This window comes from Streptomyces sp. LARHCF249 (assembly GCF_052871255.1).
Window position 1 is genome coordinate 502945 of sequence record NZ_JBIXJQ010000002.1, and the last position, 16747, is coordinate 519691.

A 16747-nucleotide genomic window follows, 5' to 3' on the forward strand; every position below is an offset into this window, starting at 1 on the left:
CTCTCAGGCCGTCTGCTCGGCGATGAGCGCCGCGGCCTTGTCGAGATCGTCCGGGGTCTTCAGGGCCACGTTCGGTACGCCCTTCAGCGCACGCTTGGCCAGACCCGTCAGGGTGCCGCCGGGGCAGAGCTCGATGATCCCCGTGACGCCCAGCTCGGCGAACGTCTCCATGCACAGGTCCCAGCGGACCGGGTTCGCGACCTGGCCGACCAGGCGGGCGACGACGTCGGCGCCCGTGGTGACGACAAGACCGTCCTTGTTCGAGACGTACTTCAGCGCCGGGTCAGCCGGGGAGAGGGCCGAGGCGGCCTTCGCCAGCGTGTCGACCGCGGGGGCCATGTGGTGCGTGTGGAAGGCGCCCGCGACCTTGAGGGCGACGACCTTCGTGGAACCCTCGGGCTTCTCGGCCACCAGGGCGGCGATCTGCTCCGTGGTGCCGGCGGCCACGATCTGGCCCGCCCCGTTGATGTTGGCCGGGGTCAGACCCAGCGCCTCCAGGTGCGCGACGACGACGTCGCGGTCACCGCCGAGCACCGCGGCCATGCCGGTCTCCGTGACGCCGGCGGCCTCGGCCATGGCCAGACCGCGCGTACGGACGAGCGACAGCGCGTCGGCGTCGGACAGGACGCCGGCGTACGCGGCGGCGGTGAACTCGCCGACGCTGTGGCCCGCGACGGCACCGAAGGCCGCAGCCGGCCCGAGCGCGTCGGCGGACAGCAGACCCGCCGCGACCAGCAGCGGCTGGGCCACGGCCGTGTCGCGGATCTCGTCCGCATCGGCCTTGGTGCCGTAGTGGACGAGGTCGAGCCCGATGGCGTCAGACCAGGCGGCGACGCGGTCAGCGGCACCGGGAAGGTCGAGCCAGGGAGTCAGGAAGCCGGGCGTCTGAGCGCCTTGGCCGGGAGCGACGAGTACGAGCACCCTCACACTCTCTCTTGTGGATGGTCCCTGCCGCCCGTGGGGACAGGGACCAAGAACCGTCGGGGTAATTGTTGATGTCCGACAAAAGTCTAGGACTGGCTGTCGCCGTCGGCCAGACGCCCCAGAATCAGGGCGATCCGCAGAGTGAACGCGGAGCGGACATCAGAAGGTGACCAGCCGGTGACGTCGGTCACACGTCGCAGCCGGTAGCGCACCGTGTTCGGGTGCACGAACAGCATGCGGGCCGCCCCTTCGAGGCTGCTCGCCTGCTCCAGGTAGACACTCAGCGTCTCCAGCAGCGCCGAGCCCGCCTCTTCCAGCGGTCTGTAGATCTCCTCCACCAACTGCTCCCGGGCAGCGGGATCCGAGGCGATCGCCCGCTCCGGCAGCAGATCGTCCGCCAGCACCGGGCGCGGGGCGTCCTGCCAGGCCGTGCAGGCCTTCAGCCCGGCCGCCGCGGCCTGCGCCGACTTCGTCGCGTTCAACAGGTCGGCCACCACCGGGCCGGCCACCACCGGGCCGGCCGCGAACGGCCCGATCAGCGACTTCGCCACCTGCATCGGGTTGTCGCTGCCGCCCGCGATGACGACCAGCCGGTCGCCGAGCACGCCCGTCAGGACCTGGAGCTTGTGGTGCCGGGCCGCGCGCCGGATCGCCTCGACCGTCAGCTCGCTGTCCCCCTCCGGCGCGGTGCCCAGGACCACGCACACGTACTCCGGGGAGTTCCAGCCCAGCGCCGCCGCACGTGAGAGCGCGCCCTCGTCGGCCTCACCGGACAGCACCGCGTTGACGACCAGCGACTCCAGCCGCGCGTCCCACGCCCCGCGCGCCTCGGCGGCCTGCGCGTACACCTGCGCCGTCGCGAAGGCGATCTCCCGGGCGTACACGAGCAGCGCCTCGCGCAGGATCTGCTCGTCGCCCGGTGCCGCCACCTCCTCGATCGCGGTCTCCATGACCTCGATCGTGGTGCGGACCATCTCGACGGTCTGGCGCAGGGTGATCGCCCGGGTCAGCTCCCGCGGAGCCGTCCCGAACACGTCGGTGGAGATCGCCTGCGGGGTCTCCGGGTGCCGGAACCACTCGGTGAACGCGGCGATGCCGGCCTGGGCGACCAGGCCGATCCAGGACCGGTTCTCCGGGGGCATCGCCCGGTACCACGGCAGGGTCTCGTCCATCCGCGCGATCGCGTTGGCGGCGAGCCGGCCGGAGGACTTCTCCAGTCGGCGCAGCGTCGCGGTGTGCGGATGGGCGGGAGCGGGATGCGCGGCGTGTGTGGCGGGGGAATGCTCACGTTCGGGTTGGGGCACGTGACAAGACTGCCTTATCGGGACGGCTGCGCGGAGTCCGGTCCCCTGCCCGCCCCCGGCCCGGCGGCTACGGTGGCCCCCATGATTGATGTACGCCGCGGCGCCGGCCGGTACGAGGGCGGGGATCCGGCCGCCGGGATCACCACTCGGCACGCCTTCTCCTTCGGGTCCTTCTACGACCCGGACAACCTGCGCTTCGGCCCGGTCCTGGCCTGCAACGAGGAGACCCTCTCCCCGGGCGCCGGATTCGACGAGCATCCGCACAGCCACACCGAGATCGTCACCTGGGTCGTCGAGGGCGAGCTCACCCACCGCGACGACACCGGCGAGGAGGGCGTGGTCCGGCCCGGCGACGTACAGCGGCTCAGCGCCGGATCGGGCGCCCGGCACGTGGAGCGCAACGACGGCGACGGGCGGCTGCGCTTCGTGCAGATGTGGCTCGCCCCGCTCACCCCGGGCGGCGAGCCCTCGTACGAGGTGGTCAGGGGCATCGCCGACGCCGCGCCCTACGCGGTCCCCGCGGCGGGCGCCGTGCTGCACGTGCGGCGGCCGGGCGCGGGCGAGCGGGTCCCCGTACCGGCAGCCGAGCGGGTGTACCTGCACGTGGTGCGCGGGGACCTGCGCCTGGACGGGGAGGAGCTCGGCCCCGGGGACGCGGTCCGGATCACCGGTGAGAAGGACCTGGAGGTCGTCGCCGGGTCCCCGGGCGAACTGCTGATCTGGGAACTGCCCGCCTAGCGGGCGCTGAGCTCGGCGAGGACCGCGTCGGTGAACGGGGTCCACGCCTCCACCGCCCACGGGCCGAACGCGCGGTCCGTCAGGGCCACGCACGCGGCGCGGGCGTCCGGGTCCACCCACAGGAAGGTGCCGGACTGGCCGAAGTGGCCGAAGGTGCGCGGGGAGGAGGACGTGCCCGTCCAGTGCGGGGACTTGCCGTCGCGGATCTCCATGCCCAGACCCCAGTCGTTGGGCGACTGGTGCCCGTAGCCCGGCAGGACGCCCTTGAGGCCGGGGTGCACGACGGAGGTGGCCGCCGCGACCGTGCGGACGTCGAGCAGCCGGGGCGCCTGGAGTTCGGCGGCGAACCGTACGAGGTCGGAGACGGTCGAGACGCCGTCCTTGGCGGGCGAACCCTCCAGGGTGGTCGACGTCATGCCCAGCGGCTCGCACACCGCCTGGTGCAGGTACTGCGCGAACGGGATGCCGGTGGCCTTGGTGATGTGGTCGCCGAGCACCTCGAAGCCGGCGTTCGAGTACAGCCGGCGCTGCCCGGGCGGGGCGCTCACCCGGTGCTCGTCGAAGGCCAGCCCGCTGGTGTGCGCGAGCAGGTGACGGACCGTCGCCCCCTCGGGCCCGGCCGGCTCGTCCAGCTCGATCGCCCCCTCCTCGTACGCGACGAGGGCCGCGTACGCGGCGAGCGGCTTGGTGACCGAGGCCAGCGCGAAGCGGTGGCCGACGGGTCCGTGGGAGCCGGCCAGGCCGCCGTCGGCGCGTACGACGGCCGCCGCGGCCGTCTGCACCGGCCAGTTCTCGATGATCCGCAAGCTCTCCATGGCGTCGAGCCTACTTGCTTGGAGTGCACTCGAAGGTTTTAGCGTGTGGCCATGAGCCTGACGCAGACGCGGTACACGATCAGCGAGGTCGAGGCCCTGACCGGTCTGACCCAGCACACGCTGCGCTGGTACGAGCGGATCGGCCTGATGCCGCACGTGGACCGGTCCCACTCGGGGCAGCGGCGCTTCAGCGACAAGGACCTCGACTGGCTGGCGTTCGTGGGCAAGCTGCGCGCCACCGGGATGTCGGTGGCGGACATGGTCCGCTACGCCGAGCTGGTCCGCGAGGGCCACCACACCCTCGACGAACGCCGCGAGCTGCTGGAGGCGACGCGGCGCGACGTACGGGCGCGGCTCTCGGAGCTGACGGACGCGCTCGCCGTACTGGACTACAAGATCGATTTCTATGCGATGAACGCGGTCGCGGGGAAGGCGCATTCATGACAGTCATGTGGGAGCACGACGGCACCACCATCGAGCAGGTCGAACTCGGCAAGGGCGGACCGCTGGTCGGCGTCCAGGGCCTGGGCTGCATGGGCATGAGCGAGTTCTACGGGGACACCGACGAGGCGGCGGCCCGCGAGACGCTGGAGGCGGCGCTGGCGGCGGGGGTCACCCTCTTCGACACCGCGGACGCCTACGGGCTGGGGCGCAACGAGGAGTTCCTCGCCCCCTTCGCCGGCGCGCACCGCGAGGAGATCACCCTGGCGACGAAGTTCGCCATAGAGCGCACCGGGGACCCGCACTACCGCGGCATCCGCAACGACCCGGCCTACGTCCGGCAGGCGGTGGAGGGCAGCCTGCGCAGGCTCGGCGTGGACGTCATCGACCTGTACTACATGCACCGGCGCGACCCGGCGGTGCCGCTCGCCGAGTCGGTGGGCGCCATGGCCGAGCTGGTGCGCGAGGGCAAGGTGCGCCACCTGGGGCTCAGCGAGGTCACCGGCGCGGAACTGCGCGAGGCGCACGCCGTGCACCCCATCGCGGCGCTCCAGTCGGAGTGGTCGCTGTTCAGCCGGGACGTGGAGCGCAGCGCGGCGGGCGCGGCGGCCGAGCTGGGCGTGGCCTTCGTGCCGTACTCCCCGCTGGGCCGGGGTTTCCTGACGGGGGCCTTCGCCGACGCGTCGACGGACCTGGCGGCCGGCGACTTCCGCCGCCACCAGCCGCGGTTCACCGGCGAGAACGCGAGGGCGAACACGGCGCTGCTGGCCCCGGTCCGGGAGGTCGCCGCGGCGCACGGGGCGAGCCCGGCGCAGATCGCCCTGGCCTGGGTGCAGCAGCGGGCGCGGGTGCACGGGCTGACCGTGGTCCCGATCCCGGGCACCCGCAAGGCGGCGCGGCTGCGGGAGAACGTGGCGGCGACCCGGATCACGCTGACGGCGGCGGAGCTGGCGCTGCTGGAGCCGATCGCCTCCCGGGTCGCGGGGGACCGCTACCCGGACATGACCTTCACCTCGGCGTCCCGCGAGGCCTGAGGAGCGGGAGGGGAGCTGGGGGTCAGGGCCGCTCGGCGGTGAACCGGTCCCGCAGGGTCACGTACTCCGCGTCCGTCAGCAGGCCGGCGGAGTGCAGTTCGCTCAGGTGCTCGAGCCGGTCGTCGGACGGCCGGGGCGAGGGGAAGGCGGCGACCGGCGTGCGCCCGTGCACGGCGGCGAGGACGGCCGCGGCGAACGGCAGCGACTCGTGCACCGCCCCGTACCCCATGCCGAAGACGGCCGCGGCGAGGTCGTGGCTCGGCCGGGGGTCGGCCCCGGTGAGCCGGGGCTCCCGCAGCAGCAGCCGCAGGTGGCCGCCGGGGCCGTCCGGGGAGCTCCACTGCACGCCGGTGAGCGCGGCCAGGGGGTAACGCTGGTCGCCCGCCTTCCATTTGGTGCTGGTCGCGCCCGTACGGGACCAGTGGAAGGTGAGCGCCGAGCCGTCGAAGGCCACGCGTGCGTCGTACGCCTTCAGCTGGAGCGGCGGCTGCGGGACGTCGACCAGGAAGTGGGGGGCGGGCTCGGCGGCCTCCGGGCCGAGCCGGGAGCGCAGCGAGTCGGCGAAGGCGGCCGCGTACGGGGCCCGTTGGCCCGGCAGCACCAGCCGGTAGGGGTCGCAGGCCTCTCTCAACTGCCCGGCGGCGGCCTCCATCAGCGGATCGGCGCCCGGCCGCGGGACGGCGCGCAGAACCACCGTGTCCCGCTTCCCGGCGGTCACGGTCACCCCGGACACCGCTTCCAGGGGGATCCGGCGCGTGCCGAGGGCATGAAAGAGCCTCGGCTGCCTCGGCGTGCGTATCCCCCGTGCGAAGCGGATGAGCACCGAGTCCGAGTCGAACTCCCAGACGGCATGGTTTCCGGCCAGTACGTCACCCATGCGCCACATGGTAAAGGGAGGGGCCCTCGCGCGTCCCCCTCGGTGCGAGGCCCGATTTCCGGACCTCTACGCGCGTCAGTCGGTCTCCGCGCCGGAAATACCGTCCCGGCAGGCGTCGTCCCCGGTCGCGCACACGACGGAACCGAATGCGCCGGTTCCGATTTTGGCGAAGTTGTCCACCGAGTCGGTCCCTGGCTCGAAATAGCCGGTGTGCGCCTTGGCCGTGGCCGAGGACAGCAGCCGCGCGCCGAACTCCGCAGAGACCGGGTCGGCCCCGTGGCCCAGCCCGCCGACCTCCAGGTGCGGCACGTCGGCGATCCAGTCGCCCTCGTCCCGCGTGGCCCAGACCCGGGCCGAGGTGTGCAGTCCGGCCACGTTCTCCGCGCGCATCCCCGGGCTGCCCGCCACCACCACGTCCGTCACCCGGCCCGGCAGCTCGTGCGCGGCGACCCCGCACACCACCGATCCGTAGCTGTGGCAGAACAGCGCCACGCTGGAGTTCCCGGGCAGGGCGGTGGTCAGCGCCTTCAGCCGGACGGCGCCGTCGAAGGCCATGCGGCCGGTCGCGGCGTCCACGCCGACCCCGGCCGGCGCGTTGTACCCGGCCCAGGCGATGACCGCGGTCCGGCCGTCCGGGGCGGCCGCGCGCTGGGCGTCGTACAGGGACTGGGCCATGCCGACCGGGGCGGTGAACTTGCGCTGCGTGCGCTCGAAGGTGACGGCGTCGGTGTCCACGCCGGGCACGACCACCGAGACCCGGCGGGCCCGGTCGAGGTCCCCGAAGACCTCGGCGACCAGGCCGCCGCCGGTGGGGTCGAAGGCGAGGATCTGCCGGCCGGGGTCGGCGAGCGAGGCGAAGCGGTGGGAGCGCCGGGTGGCCGTGACCCGGTCGGCCGGGGCCAGGGCCACGTCGTGGCTGCGGGCCTCCTCGACCTGCCCGGCCTGCTCCAGGCCGCGCCGGTTGGCCCGGTAGCGGGTGGCGGCGGGGGCCCCGTCGAGATTGCCCACGACCAGCGGGTAGCCGTCGGCGAGCCGGGCCCGCTGGGCGCCGTCGAGCCCGTCGAAGAAGCGGGCCACCGTCCGTGCGGGGGCGTCCGCGGGCGGAACGGGCCGTCCGTCGATGCGGGCCTGGGCCCAGGCGGCGAGGGCGGCGGCGCGCAGCGGGGTGCCGCCCTCGGGGCGGTGCACGGCCGTCCAACCGGTGGTCGCCAGCATGACGAAGACCACCGCCAGCGCGAGCAGGGTGCGCAGGGCGGCGGGGCGCGGGTCGGCGCCGTGTGCGGTGGGGAGGGCATGGCCGGACAGGTTCACTGGGACCAGCGTAGGAGACCGCTTCGGGCCGGGGCGTGCAGGGTGACGGGTGTCACGGCCGTCCGGGTGCGGCCGCACCGACGGTTGCTGATCACCGGTCAGCCGGCCCGGCCCCGGCCTTCGGCGGGCGCGCGGCGCCAGTCTCCGGCCAGGGCAGGGCCGATCTGGTCGAGGTACGCCTCGGTCATCCGCCGGATCGCGGCCACGCTGGTGTCCTCGCCCCGCCCCCACAGCCGCCCCGTGACCCGCATCACGCCGCAGAACGCGGCGGCGGCCACGCGCGGGCGCGGGTCGGCGTCCGCGTCCAGGCCCTCGCGGACGGCGATCAGCCGGGAGATCCGTTCCTCCAGGCCGGTGGAGCGGCGCAGGTGCACGGCGAGCAGGGCCGGCGTGGACTCGATCAACTGGTAGCTGCGCATGTAGAGGTCGACGGGGACCACGTCGCAGAGGGCCTGCTCGAGCGTGTCCCAGGTGGCGAGCACCGCGCCGCGCATCGCCTCGAGGGGGCCCTCGGCGGCCGGCCGGGCCTGCAGCTCGGCGAAGAAGTGCGACTCGACCAGGTCCTGGACGGCGAACGCGACCTCTTCCTTGTTCGCGAAGTAGCGGAAGAAGGTCCGCTGCGAGACGTGCACGGTGTCGGTGATCTCGTCGACGGTGGTGGCGTCGTACCCCTGGGAGACGAAGAGCAGCAGGGCGGCGCGCAGCAGCGCGTCCCGGGTGCGCCGCTTCTTGCGCTCGCGCAGTCCGGCCACCGCCGGTGCGGCCGGTGCCGTCCGCTCGTCGGTCTTCACCGCCGGGCTCCTTTCTGACGCCGAGTGGGCGGTCAGGCTACCTGTGACCTCACTGACACCGGCCGTCCCGTTAAGCCGTTGGTGAAGGGACGGCAACTCGTTCGGGGACACGTCATCGGCCGGGAACAGGTCCGCCAGGCCTTGCCGGAGGCGTCAACTCCGTACGTACGACAGCCCCGCCGGACGGTTCCGGCGGGGCTGTCGCCTATCAGGGTGGACCCGGCCGGGCCCCCTTCCGCCCTCCCGTATCCGCAGGTCAGCGTGGTGTCAGCGGAGCCCCGGAAACGGTCCGGGTGCCGCCCGTCCACAAGGAGTTGACCCGTCATGCGTACGTGGAGCACCGCTTTCGCCGTCGTCGCCCTGGCCCTGACCGCCCTCATCCCGAGCACGGGCGGCTCCGCGCACGCCGCGGCCCCGGCGACCCTCGGGCCATGCGCCACCGGGCAGTTGTGCCTGTGGGCGAAACCGGAGTTCAAGGGCACCCGGCACACCCACGAACTGAGCACCCTGGAGATCAACAGCTGCACCGCGCTGCCCGCCGGAACCAGCGCGCAGTCGCTCGCCAACCGCACCGGGCGCCCGGTGACCACCTACCAGTCGGCCGTGTGCGCGGAGACCGGCGAGTTCCAGACCTACTCGGGCGACGGGGTCTGGCTGCCCCAGTCCCCCTACCAGGTAAGGGCGTTCAAGGTGTGGGAGAACTAGGAGAACCAGGCCCTACGGCCGGTCCGGGGTCCCTGCCACCGCCTCGCGCGGCGCCGGGGCCCCCGGGTGCCCGGCCGGCGGGCCGCCCAGCCGGGCCACCTCGGCGCGCAGCGCCCGTACCTCGGCGTGGAGCTCCTGGATGGCCGCCAGCTGGAGCCGCTCCGCCCGGTCGTCCCGCTCGAAGCGGGCGATGAACCAGGCGGCGATGTTCGCGGTCACCACACCGAGCAGGGCGATCCCGGACAGCATCAGCCCGACGGCCAGGACCCGGCCGAGGCCGGTGGTGGGGGAGTGGTCGCCGTACCCGACCGTCGTCATGGTGGTGAAGGACCACCACACCGCGTCGCCCAGGTTCCTGATGTTCCCGTCCGGGGCGTCCCGCTCCACGCTCAGCACCGCGAGGGAGCCGAACATCATCAGCCCCACGACGGCTCCGGCCACATAGGTCGTCAGCCGGATCTGCGGCGCCATCCGGGCCCGCCGGCCCACCAGCAGCAGCGTCGACACCAGCCGCAGCAGCCGCAGGGGCTGCACCAGCGGCAGCACCACGGCGCACAGGTCCAGCCAGTGCGTCCGTACGAAGTGCCGGCGGTCGTGGGCGAGACCCAGCCGGACCAGGTAGTCGAGGGCGAAGGCCCCCCACACCACCCACTCGGCGTGCGTGCACGCCCGGTGCACCTGCGCACTCGCGTCGGGGAGGACGATCGGAACGGCGTACGCGACGGCGAAGCACACGGCGAGGACGAGCAGCGGGGTCTGGCTCCGCCGCTCCCAGAGCAGCTGGCGGGAGGGTTCCTTCATGCGGAGCATCGTAAGGAACGCCTAAAGCGCAGGTGCCCCCGGCAGAGCCGGAGGCACCTCGCTCACTCGTGGACGGGCCGGCCGGCCCCGCGGCAGGCGTCAGGCGTCGCCGCCGGCCGCGCCCGGGTCCGCCGCCGTGACGTCCAGCAGCTGGTACCGGTCCACGGCCTGCTTCAGCACCGACCGGTCGATCTGCCCCGCCTTGGCCAGCTCGGTGAGCGTGGCCAGCACCACCGACTGGGCGTCGATGTGGAAGAAGCGGCGGGCCGCACCACGGGTGTCCGCGAAGCCGAAGCCGTCCGCGCCCAGCGAGGTGTACGGGCCGGGCACCCAGCGCGAGATCTGGTCCGGCACCGCCCGCATCCAGTCGGAGACCGCCACGAACGGCCCCTCCCCGCCCGACAGCTTCCGCGTCACGTACGGGACGCGCTGCTCCTCCTCCGGGTGCAGCAGGTTGTGCTCCTCGACCTCGACGGCCTCGCGGCGCAGCTCGTTCCAGGAGGTCGCCGACCAGACGTCCGCCCGGACGTTCCAGTCGGCCGCGAGGATCCGCTGCGCCTCCAGCGCCCACGGCACCGCCACGCCCGAGGCCATGATCTGCGCCCCGATGGCGCCCGAGGTGCCCGCCGACACCCGGTGGATGCCCTTGAGGATCCCGTCCACGTCCACGTCCGCCGGCTCGGCCGGGTGCTGGATCGGCTCGTTGTAGACGGTCAGGTAGTAGAAGACGTCCTCGGAATCGGGGCCGTACATCCGTCGCAGACCGTCCTTGACGATGTGCGCGATCTCGTAGCCGTACGCCGGGTCGTACGCGACGCAGCCCGGGTTCGTCGACGCCAGCAGCTGCGAGTGGCCGTCGGCGTGCTGGAGTCCCTCACCCGTCAGGGTGGTCCGGCCCGCGGTCGCACCCAGCACGAAACCGCGCGCCAGCTGGTCGGCCATCTGCCAGAACTGGTCACCCGTGCGCTGGAAACCGAACATCGAGTAGAAGACGTAGACCGGGATCAGCGGCTCGCCGTGCGTGGCGTACGCCGAACCCGCCGCGATCAGCGAGGCCGTGCAGCCCGCCTCCGAGATGCCGTCGTGCAGCATCTGGCCGGTCGGCGACTCCTTGTACGCGAGCAGCAGGTCGCGGTCGACCGCCTCGTACTGCTGCCCCAGCGGGTTGTAGATCTTGGCGCTCGGGAAGAACGCGTCCATGCCGAAGGTGCGGTACTCGTCCGGCGCGATCAGCACGAAGCGCTTGCCGATCTCCTTGTCCCGCATCAGGTCCTTCAGGATGCGGACGAAGGCCATCGTCGTGGCGATCGACTGCTGGCCCGAGCCCTTCTTGGCGGCCGCGTAGGTCGCGTCGTCCGGCAGCTGCAGCGGCTTGGCGCGCACCACGCGGGTCGGCACGTAGCCGCCCAGGGAGCTGCGCTGGTCGTGCATGTACTGGATCTCGGGCGACTTCGGGCCCGGGTGGTAGTACGGCGGCGCGCCGCTCTCCAGCTGCTGGTCCGTGATCGGGATGTGCAGGCGGTCGCGGAAGCGCTTGAGGTCGTCGACCGTCAGCTTCTTCATCTGGTGCGTCGCGTTGCGGCCCTCGAAGTTCGGGCCCAGCGTCCAGCCCTTGACCGTCTGGGCCAGGATCACCGTCGGCTGGCCCTTGTGGGCCTTGGCCGCCGCGTACGCCGCGTAGACCTTCTTGTGGTCGTGCCCGCCGCGGCCCAGGTGCTGGATCTGGTAGTCGGTCATGTTCTCGACCATCGCCCGCAGCCGCTGGTCGTCCCCGAAGAAGTGCTCACGGATGTACGCGCCCGATTCGGTGGCGTACGTCTGGAACTGCCCGTCGGGGGTGGTGTTCATCTTGTTGACCAGGATGCCGTCGCGGTCCTGGGCCAGCAGCGGGTCCCAGGAGCGGTCCCAGATCAGCTTGATGACGTTCCAGCCGGCGCCGCGGAACTGCGACTCCAGCTCCTGGATGATCTTGCCGTTGCCGCGCACCGGGCCGTCGAGGCGCTGCAGGTTGCAGTTGACGACGAAGGTCAGGTTGTCCAGGCCCTCGCGGGCGGCGATCGACAGCTGGCCGAGCGACTCCGGCTCGTCCATCTCGCCGTCGCCGAGATACGCCCAAACGTGGGACTTGGAGGTGTCCGCGATCCCGCGCGCCTCCATGTACCGGTTCATCCGGGCCTGGTAGATCGCGCTGATGGGGCCGAGGCCCATCGAGACGGTCGGGAACTCCCAGAAGCCCGGCATCAGCCGCGGGTGCGGGTAGCTCGAAAGGCCGTACGGCGCCTTCGACTTCTCCTGCCGGAACGCGTCGAGCTGCTGCTCGGAGAGCCGGTCCAGGAGGTAGGCGCGCGCGTAGATACCGGGGGAGGCGTGGCCCTGGAAGAAGATCTGGTCGCCGCCGTCGCCCTCGTCCTTGCCCCGGAAGAAGTGGTTGAAGCCCACGTCGTAGAGGGACGCGGAGGAGGCGAACGTCGCGATGTGGCCGCCGACCCCGATGCCCGGGCGCTGGGCGCGCGAGACCATGACGGCCGCGTTCCACCGGGTCGCGTTGAGTACCTTGCGCTCGATCTCCTCATTGCCGGGGAAGAACGGCTCGTCCTTGGTGGCGATCGTGTTGACGTAGTCCGTGCTGCGCATCTCGGGCACGGCCACGCGCTTCTCGCGGGCCCGCTCGATCAGCCGCAGCATCAGATAACGGGCACGCTCACGGCCCCGCTCGTCGACCGCCGCGTCCAGGGAGTCGAGCCACTCCTGCGTCTCCTCCGGATCGAAGTCCGGGACCTGACTGGGCAGGCCGCCAATGATGATCGGATTGCGATCGGATGCGGAAACCACGCTGTTCCTTCGCTGTCGGGGGAGTCGTGCCTTGGGTTCGCCGCCTCCCATGGTCTTACGCTCGGCCGAAATCGTCATCTTTACCGCTGGGTAATCCCTGGAGACGGCAGGAAGTCAGGGGTGGGCGATCCGAGGGCGTCCCGGCCAAATCGCAACCTTACGCCCAGGTCGGTCACGCCCCGCCGAGAAACTCGTAAGGACGTTCGTCCCTCAAACAGGTAGGAAAGTCCCAAGGCGTTGCCGATGATGCCGAATGAGCCGCAATGGTGTGGGATGAATCACCAGAGCCCCGCACGGGGAGGCTGAAAGTTGCGGCGAGACGGCCGCAATCGTCACCGTTTCGACGGTCTCGGCGGCCGGGTACTTGCGCGATCCGCCGCGCCCGTGTGGACTACGTCCAATGCTGCGCGTACGCGCGCCGCCGAAGACATTCACCGAACATGAGCAGGAGGCACCCCGTGAGCGCGACCGCGGACCACGCGGAGAACCTGGCCGCCCGGCTGGGTTTCCAGTCCGAACAGGTGGTCCAGGAGATCGGCTACGACGACGACGTCGATCAGGAATTCCGCGATGTCGTTGATGAGCTCGTCGGCGACCTCGTCGACGAGGACTACGACGACGTCGCGGACGCCGTATTGCTGTGGTTCCGCGAGGACGACGGCGATCTGGCGGACGCACTGGTCGATGCCACCGAGCTGATCGAGGACGGCGCACTGATCCTGCTGCTGACCCCCAAGACGGGCCGCCCCGGCTACGTCGAGGCCAGCGACATCAAGGAAGCCGCAGAGACCGCCGGCCTCTCGCTGGCCAAGGGGCTTCCCGTGGGCAAGGAGTGGGCCGCCACCAAGCTGGTGACGCCCAAGACGGCCGTCAAGTCCAAGCGCTAAGCCGCGCCCCCCGCTTCCGAGCGGACACCACGCACACCCCGTCGACCCCGGTCGGCGGGGTGTGTGCGTTCCCGGCCCCGCCCCGCCTAGGCTGTGCCTCACCCGAACGGCCCACTGCGGGCGATCCAGGATTGCGGGAACGAAGGGATGCGAGAGATGGCGATCGAGGTCGGCGACAAGGCCCCGGACTTCGAGCTCAAGGACAACCACGGCGCCACCGTGCGGCTGTCCGACTTCCGGGGGGAGAAGGCCGTGGTGCTGCTCTTCTACCCGTTCGCCTTCACCGGCGTCTGCACCGGCGAGCTGTGCGAGCTGCGCGACCAGCTGCCGCGCTTCCAGAACGACGAGGTCCAGCTCCTCGCCGTCTCCAACGACTCCGTGCCGACCCTGCGCGTCTTCGGCGAGCAGGAGGGCCTGGACTACCCGCTGCTGTCCGACTTCTGGCCGCACGGGGAGACCTCCCGCGCGTACGGGGTGTTCGACGAGGAGAAGGGCTGCGCGGTCCGCGGCACCTTCATCATCGACAAGGACGGCGTCGTGCGCTGGACTGTCGTCAACGGGCTGCCCGACGCGCGTGACCTGAACGAGTACATCAGGGCGCTGGACAGCCTCTGAAAACCCCCTGTGGGACGGGAACCCGTCACTAGGATCGAAACGTTGATCCGATAGCAACCGCACGACGGGGCACCGCCCCACACAGAACCCAATGGAGGACCCGTGGGAGTCAGCCTCAGCAAGGGCGGCAACGTCTCGCTGACCAAGGCCGCGCCTAACCTGACGGCGGTCATCGTCGGTCTGGGCTGGGATGCTCGCACCACCACCGGTGTCGACTTCGACCTCGACGCCAGCGCGATCCTGACCAACGACCAGGGCAAGGTCGCCAGCGACGCGAACTTCGTCTTCTTCAACAACCTGAAGAGCCCCGACGGCTCGGTCGAGCACACCGGTGACAACACCACCGGTGAGGGCGAGGGCGACGACGAGGCGATCAAGGTGAACCTCGCCGGTGTCCCGGCCGATGTCGCCAAGATCGTCTTCCCGGTCTCGATCTACGAGGCCGAGAGCCGCCAGCAGAGCTTCGGCCAGGTCCGCAACGCGTACATCCGCGTGGTGAACCAGGCGGACAACACCGAGCTCGCCCGCTACGACCTCTCCGAGGACGCCTCGACCGAGACCGCGATGGTCTTCGGCGAGCTGTACCGCAACGGCGCGGAGTGGAAGTTCCGCGCCATCGGCCAGGGTTACGCCTCGGGCCTGCGCGGCATCGCGCAGGACTTCGGCGTCAACGTCTGAGCCCAGAGCAGTTCACCGTCCGGCGCCGTGCACTGTGTGTACGGCGCCGGACCGGCTTTGCGGCCCGTACGGACCGGTCCCACGGCCGGTCCGCTCCGGGACGCGCACACGGCACACCGTCACGCAGGTACACCGTCACGCAGGTACACCGTCGTCCGGGGAGGACCACAACATGGGCGTCACACTCGCCAAGGGGGGCAATGTCTCCCTCTCCAAGGCCGCACCGAACCTGACCCGGGTTCTCATCGGCCTCGGCTGGGACGCGCGCTCGACCACGGGCGCGGACTTCGACCTCGACGCCAGCGCGCTGCTGTGCAACAGCGGCCGGGTGCTGGGGGACGAGTACTTCGTCTTCTACAACAACCTGAAGAGCCCCGAGGGCTCCGTCGAACACACGGGTGACAATCTCACCGGCGAGGGTGACGGCGACGACGAGTCGATCATCATCGACCTCAGCAAGGTGCCGGACCGCGTCGACAAGATCGTCTTCCCGGTCTCGATCCACGAGGCGGACAGCCGTCGGCAGAGCTTCGGCCAGGTCAGCAACGCCTTCATCCGCGTGGTGAACCAGGCGGACGGCCAGGAGCTGGCCCGCTACGACCTGTCCGAGGACGCCTCCAGCGAGACCGCGATGATCTTCGGCGAGGTCTACCGGTACGGGGGCGAATGGAAGTTCCGCGCCGTGGGGCAGGGGTACGCGTCGGGGCTCAGGGGCATCGCTCTAGACTTCGGGGTCAACGTTTCGTAAAGCCGTACAAGACGATGGGGTGCCAGTGGTTCTCAAAACCTTCGGCTGGTCGTTCGCAGTCACTGCGCTCGGTCTGGTCGCAGCGGTGTTCTACGGGGGGTGGACCGGATTTGGGATCGTCGCGATCCTCTCCATCCTGGAGATCTCGCTGTCCTTCGACAACGCGGTGGTCAACGCCGGAATCCTGAAGAAGATGAATGCCTTCTGGCAGAAGATCTTCCTCACGATCGGCGTGCTCATCGCCGTCTTCGGCATGCGGCTGGTCTTCCCCGTCGCGATCGTCGCGATCAGCGCCAAGATCGGGCCCATCGAGGCCGTCGACCTGGCCTTGACCGACAAGGACATGTACCAGCAGCTCGTCACGGACGCCCACCCGGCCATCGCGGCCTTTGGCGGCATGTTCCTCTTGATGATCTTCCTCGACTTCATCTTCGAGGACCGTGACATCAAGTGGCTCGCCTGGCTGGAGCGTCCGCTCGCCAAGCTCGGCAAGATCGACATGCTGTCGGCGTGCATCGCGCTGATCGTCCTGCTCGTCAGCTCGATGACCTTCGCCGTCAACGCTCACCAGCACGGCGGCCTGCACATCGACAAGGCGCAGACCGTCCTGATCTCCGGCGTCGCCGGCCTGATCACTTACATGATCGTCGGTGGCCTCTCCGGCTACTTCGAGAACAAGCTGGAGGAAGAGGAGGAGGCCGAGCACGAGGCCGAGGAAGAGGCGAAGAAGAAGGGCAAGCCGGTCTCGGCCGTCGCCATGGCCGGCAAGGCCGCCTTCTTCATGTTCCTCTACCTCGAAGTCCTCGACGCCTCGTTCTCCTTCGACGGGGTCATCGGCGCCTTCGCCATCACCAACGACATCGTGCTCATGGCCCTCGGCCTCGGCATCGGTGCCATGTACGTCCGTTCGCTGACGGTCTACCTGGTCCGCCAGGGCACCCTCGACGACTACGTCTACCTGGAGCACGGCGCGCACTACGCCATCGGCGCGCTCGCCGTGATCCTGCTCATCACCATCCAGTACGAGATCCACGAGGTCATCACCGGCCTCGTCGGCGTGCTGCTGATCGCGTGGTCCTTCTGGTCCTCGGTCCGCCGCAACAAGCGCCTGGAACTGGAGGGTTCCGCCGCCGAGGCATGACCGCGGCGGTAATGCGGAACGCTCCATGGCGGGGGGGGGGGGGGGGGGGGCCCGCCCCGCGCCCCCCCCCCCCCCCCCGCCGGCGGCGGCAGGGGGGGGGGGGGG

17 protein-coding genes are annotated in these 16747 nt (G+C 71.1%); 9 read left to right on the forward strand and 8 right to left on the reverse strand.

What is annotated here, in order from left to right; all coding sequences use genetic code 11:
• Window positions 1-3: 3 nt before the first annotated feature.
• Entirely contained in the window at window positions 4-921 is a 918-nt protein-coding gene (locus ACIPUC_RS07120) for an ACP S-malonyltransferase (RefSeq protein ID WP_446587177.1), read from the reverse strand.
• Between the two features lie 89 nt (window positions 922-1010).
• Window positions 1011-2228 carry a PucR family transcriptional regulator gene (locus tag ACIPUC_RS07125; RefSeq protein ID WP_446587178.1) on the reverse strand — a complete coding sequence of 406 codons (1218 nt, stop codon included), beginning with the start codon at window positions 2226-2228 and terminating at the stop codon, window positions 1011-1013.
• 81 nt (window positions 2229-2309) lie between these two features.
• Here ACIPUC_RS07125 and ACIPUC_RS07130 point away from each other — a divergent pair, with 81 nt between their 5' ends.
• Window positions 2310-2966, forward strand: a complete 657-nt coding sequence (locus tag ACIPUC_RS07130) for a pirin family protein (RefSeq protein ID WP_446587179.1) — start codon at window positions 2310-2312, stop codon at window positions 2964-2966.
• On the opposite strand, the gene ACIPUC_RS07135 is transcribed toward ACIPUC_RS07130, so the two are convergent.
• Window positions 2963-3781, reverse strand: a complete 819-nt coding sequence (locus ACIPUC_RS07135) for a serine hydrolase domain-containing protein (RefSeq protein ID WP_446587180.1) — start codon at window positions 3779-3781, stop codon at window positions 2963-2965. The two genes, ACIPUC_RS07130 and ACIPUC_RS07135, sit on opposite strands and share 4 nt — an antisense overlap.
• Before the next feature lie 51 nt (window positions 3782-3832).
• On the opposite strand from ACIPUC_RS07135, the gene ACIPUC_RS07140 reads away from it, so the two are divergent.
• Entirely contained in the window at window positions 3833-4225 is a 393-nt protein-coding gene (locus tag ACIPUC_RS07140) for a MerR family transcriptional regulator (RefSeq protein ID WP_446587181.1), read from the forward strand.
• A gap of 5 nt (window positions 4226-4230) precedes the next feature.
• Window positions 4231-5256 carry an aldo/keto reductase gene (locus ACIPUC_RS07145; protein ID WP_446587654.1) on the forward strand — a complete coding sequence of 342 codons (1026 nt, stop codon included), beginning with the start codon at window positions 4231-4233 and terminating at the stop codon, window positions 5254-5256.
• A gap of 22 nt (window positions 5257-5278) precedes the next feature.
• On the opposite strand, the gene ACIPUC_RS07150 is transcribed toward ACIPUC_RS07145, so the two are convergent.
• From ACIPUC_RS07150 to ACIPUC_RS07160, 3 genes are all read right to left on the reverse strand, one after another.
• Window positions 5279-6133, reverse strand: coding sequence for a DUF4429 domain-containing protein (locus ACIPUC_RS07150; RefSeq protein WP_446587182.1), 855 nt, complete (start codon window positions 6131-6133; stop codon window positions 5279-5281).
• A 75-nt stretch (window positions 6134-6208) separates the two neighbouring features.
• Complete coding sequence (locus ACIPUC_RS07155; RefSeq protein ID WP_446587656.1) at window positions 6209-7360, reverse strand: alpha/beta hydrolase; 1152 nt, start codon at window positions 7358-7360, stop codon at window positions 6209-6211.
• Between the two features lie 182 nt (window positions 7361-7542).
• Entirely contained in the window at window positions 7543-8235 is a 693-nt protein-coding gene (locus ACIPUC_RS07160; RefSeq protein ID WP_446587183.1) for a TetR/AcrR family transcriptional regulator, read from the reverse strand.
• A gap of 324 nt (window positions 8236-8559) precedes the next feature.
• Here ACIPUC_RS07160 and ACIPUC_RS07165 point away from each other — a divergent pair, with 324 nt between their 5' ends.
• Entirely contained in the window at window positions 8560-8940 is a 381-nt protein-coding gene (locus ACIPUC_RS07165) for a peptidase inhibitor family I36 protein (protein WP_446587184.1), read from the forward strand.
• 12 nt (window positions 8941-8952) lie between these two features.
• Here ACIPUC_RS07165 and ACIPUC_RS07170 read toward each other — a convergent pair whose 3' ends face one another.
• Both ACIPUC_RS07170 and aceE read right to left on the reverse strand, forming a co-directional pair.
• Entirely contained in the window at window positions 8953-9741 is a 789-nt protein-coding gene (locus ACIPUC_RS07170) for an ion channel (RefSeq protein ID WP_446587185.1), read from the reverse strand.
• A gap of 99 nt (window positions 9742-9840) precedes the next feature.
• Complete coding sequence (gene aceE, locus ACIPUC_RS07175; protein WP_446587186.1) at window positions 9841-12573, reverse strand: pyruvate dehydrogenase (acetyl-transferring), homodimeric type; 2733 nt, start codon at window positions 12571-12573, stop codon at window positions 9841-9843.
• A 458-nt stretch (window positions 12574-13031) separates the two neighbouring features.
• Here aceE and ACIPUC_RS07180 point away from each other — a divergent pair, with 458 nt between their 5' ends.
• The 5 genes from ACIPUC_RS07180 to ACIPUC_RS07200 all read left to right on the forward strand — a co-directional run bounded on the left by ACIPUC_RS07180 (window position 13032) and on the right by ACIPUC_RS07200 (window position 16642).
• Window positions 13032-13460, forward strand: a complete 429-nt coding sequence (locus ACIPUC_RS07180; RefSeq protein WP_069920150.1) for a DUF3052 domain-containing protein — start codon at window positions 13032-13034, stop codon at window positions 13458-13460.
• Window positions 13461-13616: 156 nt separating this feature from the next.
• Entirely contained in the window at window positions 13617-14075 is a 459-nt protein-coding gene (locus ACIPUC_RS07185) for a peroxiredoxin (RefSeq protein WP_446587187.1), read from the forward strand.
• A 102-nt stretch (window positions 14076-14177) separates the two neighbouring features.
• Window positions 14178-14753 (forward strand): TerD family protein, encoded by a 576-nt coding sequence (locus tag ACIPUC_RS07190; protein ID WP_008739115.1) that lies wholly within the window; start codon window positions 14178-14180, stop codon window positions 14751-14753.
• Between the two features lie 172 nt (window positions 14754-14925).
• Window positions 14926-15501 carry a TerD family protein gene (locus ACIPUC_RS07195; protein WP_446587188.1) on the forward strand — a complete coding sequence of 192 codons (576 nt, stop codon included), beginning with the start codon at window positions 14926-14928 and terminating at the stop codon, window positions 15499-15501.
• Between the two features lie 25 nt (window positions 15502-15526).
• Window positions 15527-16642, forward strand: coding sequence for a DUF475 domain-containing protein (locus tag ACIPUC_RS07200; RefSeq protein ID WP_446587190.1), 1116 nt, complete (start codon window positions 15527-15529; stop codon window positions 16640-16642).
• Window positions 16643-16747: the final 105 nt, after the last annotated feature.

Coding starts and splice junctions, on each gene's coding strand:
- ACIPUC_RS07130 (WP_446587179.1), top strand. CDS start 2,310: ATGATTGATGTACGCCGCGGCGCCGGCCGGTACGAGGGCGGGGATCCG.
- ACIPUC_RS07135 (WP_446587180.1), bottom strand. CDS start 3,781: ATGGAGAGCTTGCGGATCATCGAGAACTGGCCGGTGCAGACGGCCGCG.
- ACIPUC_RS07140 (WP_446587181.1), top strand. CDS start 3,833: ATGAGCCTGACGCAGACGCGGTACACGATCAGCGAGGTCGAGGCCCTG.
- ACIPUC_RS07145 (WP_446587654.1), top strand. CDS start 4,231: ATGTGGGAGCACGACGGCACCACCATCGAGCAGGTCGAACTCGGCAAG.
- ACIPUC_RS07150 (WP_446587182.1), bottom strand. CDS start 6,133: ATGGGTGACGTACTGGCCGGAAACCATGCCGTCTGGGAGTTCGACTCG.
- ACIPUC_RS07165 (WP_446587184.1), top strand. CDS start 8,560: ATGCGTACGTGGAGCACCGCTTTCGCCGTCGTCGCCCTGGCCCTGACC.
- ACIPUC_RS07170 (WP_446587185.1), bottom strand. CDS start 9,741: ATGAAGGAACCCTCCCGCCAGCTGCTCTGGGAGCGGCGGAGCCAGACC.
- ACIPUC_RS07185 (WP_446587187.1), top strand. CDS start 13,617: ATGGCGATCGAGGTCGGCGACAAGGCCCCGGACTTCGAGCTCAAGGAC.
- ACIPUC_RS07195 (WP_446587188.1), top strand. CDS start 14,926: ATGGGCGTCACACTCGCCAAGGGGGGCAATGTCTCCCTCTCCAAGGCC.